Here is an 8,212-nt window from a genome sequence, read left to right as displayed (position 1 = left end):
AGCTCAAGCAGCACCTGCCGGCCGTTGAGGCCATCTTTGCCCACATGTTCCACACCCTTGAAGCGCCGCACTTCCTGGTGCGCGACCGCGTGGCCCAAGGCCAGCAGGCCTTCCTGAGCTGGGATTTCCGCTTTCGTTTCAAGGGCGAGTCGGCCTGGCAGACCGTGCGGGGTGCGACCCACTTGCGCTTCGATGCGCGGGGGCTGGTCAGCGAGCACCGGGATTACTGGGACGCGGCCGAAGAGCTCTATGAAAAGCTGCCCCTGCTGGGCGCCCTGATGCGCTGGCTCAAGCGCCGGGTGATGAAAGGCGCTTGAGCGCCCGGGCGGAGAACAGACAAAAAAAACCCCGCCACGGTGGGCGGGGTTGCGCATGGCGCCGAGGAGCCAACCCGAGGGCTGGCGAGGATCCGGTGAGGCTGGGGGCTTGGTGCGTTCGGCCGGATGCCTGTGCCGCGCGCGCCCTCTGTGTCAGCCTGCGTTCAAAGGTCTCCTCCCTGTGGGACGACCGTGTGACAGCTCACGCCGAGACTGTAGGGCCGTGGCCTCTGAAGTCCCTTCCCCCTCAAGGGGGTAAGCTAGGGTGGAAGCGCAGCGGGATCGGCCGCATGGCCGATGTCTCCCCGTGGATGAGGGGGCGGGTTTCCCGTGCATTCGGGCACGGCGCAGCCCGTGACAGGTGACACAGCACTCAAGTTGGGGGATGACGAGGCCGATGGAAGGGACATGATGGCCCGGAGACCCGGTGGGTACCCACCTGTTCCCGAGCCAGCCTGAGGCCCCGGAGTACCTTTCATGCACATGCTTTACAACTCAGACAGCTACGCCGTCGTCCAGATCGACATGTTCGGTGACGAGGCGGGGCTGTCCCAGGCCCCTGCCGCCTCGCTGCCCCTGACGCGGGGCGGCTTCGAGATCGTCGACAAGTTCGCGCGCAAGGAACTCTTCATCGAAGGTGCCCTGGCCGAATCCTTCAAGGAGGGGGTCGAGGCCCTGATCGAGACCTCGCCCAGCGTGGAGGAATTCGACGCCTACCTGGAGCGTTACGCGGCCATGGCCCTCCAACCCGTGGTCATGCACTGATCGGTGAACCGTCATGAGCGATCCCGTGGCGTTGGCAAGCTGGTGGTGGCTGCTGGGTGGCCTGCTGCTCATGGTGGCGGCCATGGGTGGGCTGCGCCTGTGGATGGCCGCCCGCCGCGCCGAATCGGCACATGGCGGGCAGGGCCCTGCCACCTTGCCGCAGGGCGGCCCCTCCGAGCCGCCCGAGCCCGCGCGCGCCCGGGCGGTTCAGGATCCGCTCACCGGCCTGGCCACCCGCCTCCTGCTGGAAGACCAACTGGCCTCGGGCGTCTTGCGTGCCGACGCCCGCCAGCGCCGCCTGGCGGTGCTCTACATCGACCTGGACGGGTTCAAGCCCGTCAACGATTCTTTTGGTTACGGTACCGGTGATGCCCTGCTGCGCGAAGTGGCAGAACGCCTGCGCGCCCTGGGCCGCAGCACCGACACCGTGGCCCGCCTGGGCGGCGACGAATTCCTGATGCTGCTCGATGGGGACCCGGACACCGCCTCGGCGGCCCTGGTGGCCGAGCGCGTGCGCGAGAGCCTGGCCCGACCCTATCAGGTGGAAGGGCGCGAGGTGCGCCTGTCCTGCTCGGTGGGCATCGTGCTCTACCCGGATCACGGCCCCCGTGGTCGCCTGATCGCCCGCGCCGATGCGGCCATGATGGCGGCCAAGCACGCCGGCGGCAACATGCACTGTTTCTTCGAGCAGCGCATGGACCACGATGCCGAGGCCACCGTTGCCCTGCAGCGCGACCTGCGGGCGGCGCTGGAAACCGGCGAAGGCCTGCTGCTGCATTACCAGCCCAAGATCGACGCCCGCAGCGGCCAGATCACCGGGGCCGAAGCCCTGATGCGCTGGCAGCACCCCACACGCGGCATGGTCAGCCCGGGGGTGTTCATCCCGGTGGCCGAGCGCTTTGGCCTCATCGGCACGCTGGGGCAGTGGGTGGTCGAGGAATCTGCCCGCCAGATCAAGGCCTGGATGAAGGTGGGCCTGAGCATGCGCGTGGCCATCAACCTCTCGGTGCACCAGCTGCGCCAGACCGACCTGGTCGAGCGTGTGCAGGAAGCCCTGGCCCGACACCGTGTGCCGCCCGAGCTCATCACCTTCGAGATCACCGAGTCGGCCGCGATGGAAGATGCCCAGGCCACGCTGCGCCTGTTCACCCGCCTGACCGATGCCGGCGTGCACCTCTCGATCGACGACTTCGGCACCGGCTACTCCAGCCTGAGCTACCTGCGCAAGCTGCCCGCCAGCCAGATCAAGATCGACCGCAGCTTCGTGCAGGACCTGGAAACCGAGCCCGACGCCCGCTCCATCGTGCTGGCGGTGATCAAGCTCTCACATGCCCTGGGGCTGGAGGTGGTGGCCGAAGGCGTCGAGACCGTGGCCCAGCAGGACATCCTCAAGCAGCTGGAGTGCGACCAGCTGCAGGGCTTCCTCTACGCCAAGCCCATGTCGGCCACGCACCTGCAGCTCTGGGCCCTGGGCGATGACGTGCCGGCGAACCGTCCGACCTTCCGCGATTCGCTCTTCAATGTGGACGATGCCCCCTTCCCGCCCACGGAACCAGGCGGCCTGACGTGAGGCCCGGGGTGGCCCGCCTTAAAATGCGGGCATGAACACCCTTGCCTCCGCTGACCCGACCGCGACACCGGCCCTGCTGCCCGTGGCCCGCCGCCCCTATACCCGTGCGGCGAACCTGCCGGAGATCATGCGCCAGCGCATCGTCGTGCTCGACGGGGCCATGGGCACCATGATCCAGCGCTACAAGCTGACCGAGGCCGACTACCGCGGCACCCGGTTTGCCGACCACGGCAAGGACCTCAAGGGCAACAACGAGCTGCTGCAGCTGACGCGTCCCGAGGTGATCCGCGAGATCCACGAACAGTACCTGGCGGCCGGTGCCGACCTGATCGAGACCAACACCTTCGGTGCCACCACCGTGGCCCAGGACGACTACGAGCTGCCCGAGCTGGCTTACGAGATGAACCTCGTGGCCGCCCGCATGGCGCGCGAGGCCTGCGACAAGTACAGCACCCCCGACAAGCCCCGCTTCGTGGCCGGCGCCATCGGCCCGACCCCCAAGACGGCCAGCATCAGCCCCGACGTGAATGATCCGGGTGCGCGCAACGTCGACTTCGACACCCTGCGCCAGGCCTATTACGAGCAGGCCAAGGCCCTGATGGAGGGGGGCTGCGACGTCATCCTGATCGAAACGATCTTCGACACGCTCAACGCCAAGGCCGCCATCTTCGCGGTCGACCAGCTGTTCGAGGACACCGGCGAGCGCCTGCCCATCATCATCTCCGGCACGGTGACCGACGCCTCCGGGCGCATCCTCTCGGGCCAGACGGTCAGCGCCTTCTGGCACTCGGTGCGCCATGCCCACCCGCTGGCCATCGGCCTGAACTGCGCGCTGGGGGCGACGCTGATGCGCCCCTACATCGAAGAGCTGGCCAAGATCGCCGGCGACACCTTCGTGAGCTGCTATCCCAACGCCGGTCTGCCCAACCCCATGAGCGACACCGGCTTTGACGAGACGCCGGAGATCACGGGCGGCCATGTGGAGGCCTTTGCCAAGGCGGGCTTCCTCAACATCGCCGGGGGCTGCTGCGGCACCACGCCGGGCCACATCGCCGAGATCGCCAAGCGCGTGAGCGCCTACCAGCCGCGTTGCCTGCATGGCGGCGCCACGGGCTTCCTGAGCACGCTCGCGGCCTGATCAGGCGCCGGGCCGGAAGCGGTTGACCACCGCGCCCCGGCTCTCCAGGCAGCGGGCGATCACGCGTTCGTAGGCCGCGTCGTCCAGGGCGAGGCCTTCGTGCGCCTGGCCGCTGAGTGAGGCACACAGGTTGGCGCAGGCCAGCGGTGCGAGGGTGTGCGCGCCCAGGGTGCGCAAGGCCGCATCCCCTGCCTGGGCCGGCCCATGGGCCAGCTCCGCCATCACCGCGGGGCTGAAAAAGCCCACCGTGGGCAGCAGGGTCATGGGCAGGATGCCGGAGAGGCGGCTCAGGAAGTTGGTGCCGATGTCGAGCTTGCCGATGCGGGCCTGGTGTCGCCCGATGCGCAGGGCGGCATCGATGAAAAAGTCGAGCTGGGCGTTCTCGCGGGCGAAGACGGTGACGGCGTTGGCCACGCGCAGGCTGCAGCGCATCGGGCCGTCGGGCCCGGGGTAGACCCAGGTTTCGCGGCAGAAGGCGTAGTCGCGTTCGATGGCCACGTCCAGGGCTTCGGGGGCGAAGACGAGCACATCGGCGTCCACCCAGGCCACGGCGTCGATGCCCTCTTCGGCCAGCAGGCCCTTGATGAGCAGCAGCCGGGCCAGGTCGGTGACGGGACAGACCTCGCCCTGGGCCTTGTCGCGGAACCAGTCGGGGACCAGGCTGAAGAGGGCGTCATCGAAGAAGCGGTAGCCGTGGCCGCGCAGGCGGGCCCAGTCCTGCACGCTGGCCATGCAGGACTGCACCCAGGCCGGGACGCGTTCGGTTCGGAAGGATTGGCAGACGAGGGTGCGCATGGCCGCAGCATAAGCGCGCGTCAGGCATGACGAAGGGGCCCGCAGGCCCCTGGTCTGTGTGGTCCCGGTGTCGGGGGACTCAGAAGAGTTCGATGCGCGGGCCGTCCGGGGCCACGAGTTCGAGTTCCTGGGCGGCGCGGCCGATGTGTGGCGAGCGCTTTTCGATCTCTGCGTGGGCGGTGCGCTGCTCCTGCATCACGTAACCCTCGACCCAGCGCTGCATCAGCTCTTCCAGGGCCTGGGGCGGTGGCGGGGCCTTGCCGCCGACCAGGGCGTAGAGTGCAGCGCTGTGTTCGGCCAGGCTGCCCAGGGCCGATTCGACCTGTTCGAGCAACTGGCGGTTGATGTCCTGGAACTGCATGTGGCCCATGGCGTCGATGATGTCGGTGGTCATGGTCTGCATGCCTTCGTCCATGTCGGTCGAGAGGTTCACCAGATAGGGCACGACCTCGTTGAGGCTGCTGCTGATGTGGCTGATGTGCTGGGCCAGCTCGCCCAGTTGGGCTGCTGCGCCATCGGCTTCCAGTTCGGAGGCCGCGGCCAGTTCGCCATCGATGGCCTCGGCCACGTTCTGGATGCCTTCGGTGATCTGGCGAGCGGCTTCAGAGGTCTGGGCCGAGAGGCGGCGCACCTCGGCGGCCACGACCTTGAAGCCGGCGCCTTCTGCCCCGGCGCGTGCGGCCTCGATCGAGGCGTTGATGGACAGCAGGTTGGTCTGGCGCGAAATGTCGCCGATCAGGGCGGCCAGCGGGGTGAGGTGCTTGACCTGGTCCACCACGGCGCGGATGCGATCCTGGTTGTCCTTGCGGGCCGTCATGAAGGCCTTCTGGTGCATGGCCAGGGTTTCAATGGTTTCGCCGTTGCGGCCGGCCTCGGTCAAGGAGGTCTGCGACAGCACCTGCGAACGGCCCACGGCATTCTCGATCTGGCTTTGCAGCTCGGCGCTGCGCTTGTGCACGCGGTTGAGGCGGTCGACCATTTCCATCACGGCGTGCTCGGAGGTGCGGATGGTGACGGTCACCTGCTTTTGCAGGATGGCGAAGCACTGCTCCAGTCGGGCGAGGTCATTGGTCAGCACCTCGGGGACGGAGTCGTCGCGGCCCCGGCGCACCAGGCGGAAGTCGGCCAGGCCCAGGCCCACCACCACACCGATGAGGGTGAGGACGCCGGTGCGCAGGTCGTTGCTGGTCGGATCGAAGAGGTGGAGGGCACCCAGGGCCAGGGCGCAGCCCAGCAGCACCACCGCGCGGCTCATCCATTTCATGCGGATGCGGTTGTGCAGGTATTGGCGCGCGTCATCGGCGCTGGGCAAGGCTGCCGTGGCGTTGTCGATGACGTGGTCGGTGGGGTCGTCGTTGTTCATGTCCTGCCCTTCTGCAGCGCCTCAGGCGCCTGGCACCACCTGCTTGACCACCTTGACCAGGTCCGTGCCCGTGACCGGCTTGACCAGCCAGCCCGTGGCGCCGAGCTTTTTGGCCTCGTCGCGCTTGCCCTGCTGGCTTTCAGTGGTCAGCGCCAGGATGGGCGTGAAGCGCAGGATCTTGCGGGCCTCCTGGATCAGGGTGATCCCGTCCATCTTGGGCATGTTGATGTCGGTGATGATCAGGTCGGGCTTGAGGCCGGCCTTGATCTTGTCCAGTGCCACGGACCCGTCGTTGGCGGTGTCGACCTTGAATCCGCTGATTTCAAGGGTGCTTTTCAGGCTCATCAGCATGGTGCTGGAGTCGTCTACCAAGAGAACGGATTTCACGTTGCGGACCCTTCAGATCTGGTCATGGCTTCTCGGTGCGCAGCCGTTTGTCAGGCTGCCGGGGCCTGCAGGGCTTTCGCCAGCCAGGGGTCGCTCACGTCGCCGGAGATGGCGGGGCGTGTGACCAGCAGGACCTGGAGAACGGCCGCATGCAGGTGTTTGCACTTTGACAAGTTAACGGCCGGTTTCGCCTGTTTCTTGAGCCATTCCAGCAGGGCCTCGGCGTCTTCAACCGTGACTATTTCTTCAAGCGCAGCGTGTTTTTTCAGATATCGGATCGGCATCACACAAGCTCCTTGGGGTTGAGGACCATCAGCACGCTGCCGTCGCCCATGAGGGCGGTGCCGGCAAAACCGGTGAGGCCGGCGAGCACGCCTTCCAGCGGTTTGAGGATGATGTCGGTGGCACCGTGGAAGTGGTCGACCAGCAGGCCGACGTTCTCGCCACCCAGGCGCACCACGAGCACGGCGTGTTCGCCGTCTTCGTTGAGCGTGGCCGAGTCGTCCAGGCAGAGCAGGTCGTGCAGCGCGCGCAGGGGCACGATGCGACCGCGCAGCACCGTGGTGCGGGCCTGCTTGAAGTGGTGGATGTCTTCGTGGTGCACGCGGACCGTCTCGACGATCATGTCCATGGGCACGCCGAAGCGGCGGTTGCCGGCCTCGATGATCATCACGTTGGTGACGGCCATCGACAGCGGCAGCGACAGGCGGATGCGCGTGCCGCGGCCATGCTGGCTGCTGAGTTCGACGTGGCCATTGATGCGCTCGACGGCGTTGCGCACCACGTCCATGCCCACGCCCCGCCCCGAGAGGTCGGAGATGGTTTCGGCGGTGGAGAAGCCGGGCAGGAAGATGAGCTGAACCGCATCGGCGTCGCTCAGGGTACCGGCCTTGTCGGCCGGGATGAGCCCACGCTCGACGGCCTTGTTGCGCACGCGTTGCGGGTCGATGCCGGCGCCGTCGTCGTTGATCTCGATGACCACGCGGTCGGACTCCTGGCGGGCCGCCACACGGATGGTGCCTTGCGGTGTCTTGCCTGCGGCACGGCGGGTCTCGGGCAGCTCGATGCCGTGGTCCAGGCTGTTGCGCAGGATGTGGATCAGCGGGTCGGCCAGGGCCTCGATGATGTTCTTGTCGGCCTCGGTGTCTTCGCCTTCCACCACCAGCTGCACGTCCTTGCCGAGCTTCTTGGAGATGTCGCGCACCAGGCGCCCGAAGCGCTGGAACACGGTGCCCACGGGCATCATGCGGACCTGCATGATGGCGTGCTGCATGTCTTCCGCGATGCGGTTGATGACGGCGTACTGGGCCTTGATCTCGCGGGCGAGTTCGCGTTGCTGGAACACGGTCTCGGCGCGCTGGGCCAGGTAGGGCAGGGCGTTCTTGGCCACCACCATTTCGCCGATGAGGTCCATCAGGCGGTCGATCTTTTCCTGGCCGACCTTGAGCACCTTCTGGTGGCCGTTGCCATCGTCGCCACCCCCACTGCGGCGGGCAGAGTCGCCGCCATTGCCCAGGTTGCCGCCACCGGCCACGCCGGGGTTCCAGGCGGCCGGCTGGCCCATGTCGAGCACCTGGCTCACGGCCGCAAGGGCTGGGGCGCTGGTTTCGGTGCTGACCGTGGCGCGGCTGTGTTCGTCGGGGCGGTGCTTGCCGGCCCAGTTGACCAGGGCCACGGCCGAGACGGTGCCCGGCAGGGTCTGCAGCTCCTGGGCGGCTTCCAGCGCGGGCCCGTCGCCCACGGCCAGCAAGAGGCCACGCAGGCTCATCCGCACGGCACCGAGGGTGCCCACGCTCAGGCTGGGGCGGGCCAGCAGGGCGAGCTGGTCGTCCCAGAGTTGCAGGGCACGGCGGCGCAGCACCTCGGGCTGGTCGGTG

General features: G+C 67.7%; 9 protein-coding genes. 4 read left to right on the top strand and 5 right to left on the bottom strand.

Annotated features, from left to right (window positions below; genetic code table 11):
* From QZ994_RS17260 to QZ994_RS17245, 4 genes are all read left to right on the top strand, one after another.
* Positions 1-317: nuclear transport factor 2 family protein (locus QZ994_RS17260; RefSeq protein ID WP_290874554.1), on the top strand; the 317-nt coding region annotated here is incomplete at its 5' end.
* 477 nt (positions 318-794) lie between these two features.
* On the top strand, positions 795-1,082 hold the full coding sequence (locus QZ994_RS17255) for a DUF3567 domain-containing protein (RefSeq protein WP_290874550.1): 288 nt from the start codon (positions 795-797) through the stop codon (positions 1,080-1,082).
* Positions 1,083-1,095: 13 nt separating this feature from the next.
* On the top strand, positions 1,096-2,652 hold the full coding sequence (locus QZ994_RS17250) for a bifunctional diguanylate cyclase/phosphodiesterase (protein WP_290874547.1): 1,557 nt from the start codon (positions 1,096-1,098) through the stop codon (positions 2,650-2,652).
* A 127-nt stretch (positions 2,653-2,779) separates the two neighbouring features.
* Positions 2,780-3,790, top strand: a complete 1,011-nt coding sequence (locus tag QZ994_RS17245) for a homocysteine S-methyltransferase family protein (protein WP_290874557.1) — start codon at positions 2,780-2,782, stop codon at positions 3,788-3,790.
* Here the strand turns inward: QZ994_RS17245 and QZ994_RS17240 are convergent, their stop codons facing one another.
* The 5 genes from QZ994_RS17240 to QZ994_RS17220 all read right to left on the bottom strand — a co-directional run.
* Entirely contained in the window at positions 3,791-4,585 is a 795-nt protein-coding gene (locus tag QZ994_RS17240) for a hypothetical protein (RefSeq protein ID WP_290874544.1), read from the bottom strand.
* Positions 4,586-4,664: 79 nt separating this feature from the next.
* Positions 4,665-5,948: a methyl-accepting chemotaxis protein gene (locus QZ994_RS17235; protein WP_290874541.1), complete on the bottom strand. Its 1,284-nt coding sequence runs from the start codon at positions 5,946-5,948 to the stop codon at positions 4,665-4,667.
* A gap of 21 nt (positions 5,949-5,969) precedes the next feature.
* On the bottom strand, positions 5,970-6,335 hold the full coding sequence (locus tag QZ994_RS17230; RefSeq protein ID WP_290874538.1) for a response regulator: 366 nt from the start codon (positions 6,333-6,335) through the stop codon (positions 5,970-5,972).
* A gap of 50 nt (positions 6,336-6,385) precedes the next feature.
* Complete coding sequence (locus tag QZ994_RS17225) at positions 6,386-6,622, bottom strand: hypothetical protein (protein ID WP_290874534.1); 237 nt, start codon at positions 6,620-6,622, stop codon at positions 6,386-6,388.
* Positions 6,619-8,212: chemotaxis protein CheA (locus QZ994_RS17220; RefSeq protein WP_290874531.1), on the bottom strand; the 1,594-nt coding region annotated here is incomplete at its 5' end. The genes QZ994_RS17225 and QZ994_RS17220, both read right to left, overlap by 4 nt.

This window comes from Aquabacterium sp., assembly GCF_021768455.1.
Taxonomy (GTDB): Bacteria; Pseudomonadota; Gammaproteobacteria; order Burkholderiales; family Burkholderiaceae_C; genus Aquabacterium.
The sequence above is the reverse complement of the archived record's forward strand: the minus strand, read 5'-3'. Positions and strand labels throughout refer to the sequence as shown.

Excerpts from the sequence above, each read along its gene's own strand:
- QZ994_RS17255 (WP_290874550.1), top strand. The coding sequence starts at position 795 with ATGCACATGCTTTACAACTCAGACAGCTACGCCGTCGTCCAGATCGAC.
- QZ994_RS17250 (WP_290874547.1), top strand. The coding sequence starts at position 1,096 with ATGAGCGATCCCGTGGCGTTGGCAAGCTGGTGGTGGCTGCTGGGTGGC.
- QZ994_RS17245 (WP_290874557.1), top strand. The coding sequence starts at position 2,780 with ATGCGCCAGCGCATCGTCGTGCTCGACGGGGCCATGGGCACCATGATC.
- QZ994_RS17240 (WP_290874544.1), bottom strand. The coding sequence starts at position 4,585 with ATGCGCACCCTCGTCTGCCAATCCTTCCGAACCGAACGCGTCCCGGCC.
- QZ994_RS17235 (WP_290874541.1), bottom strand. The coding sequence starts at position 5,948 with ATGAACAACGACGACCCCACCGACCACGTCATCGACAACGCCACGGCA.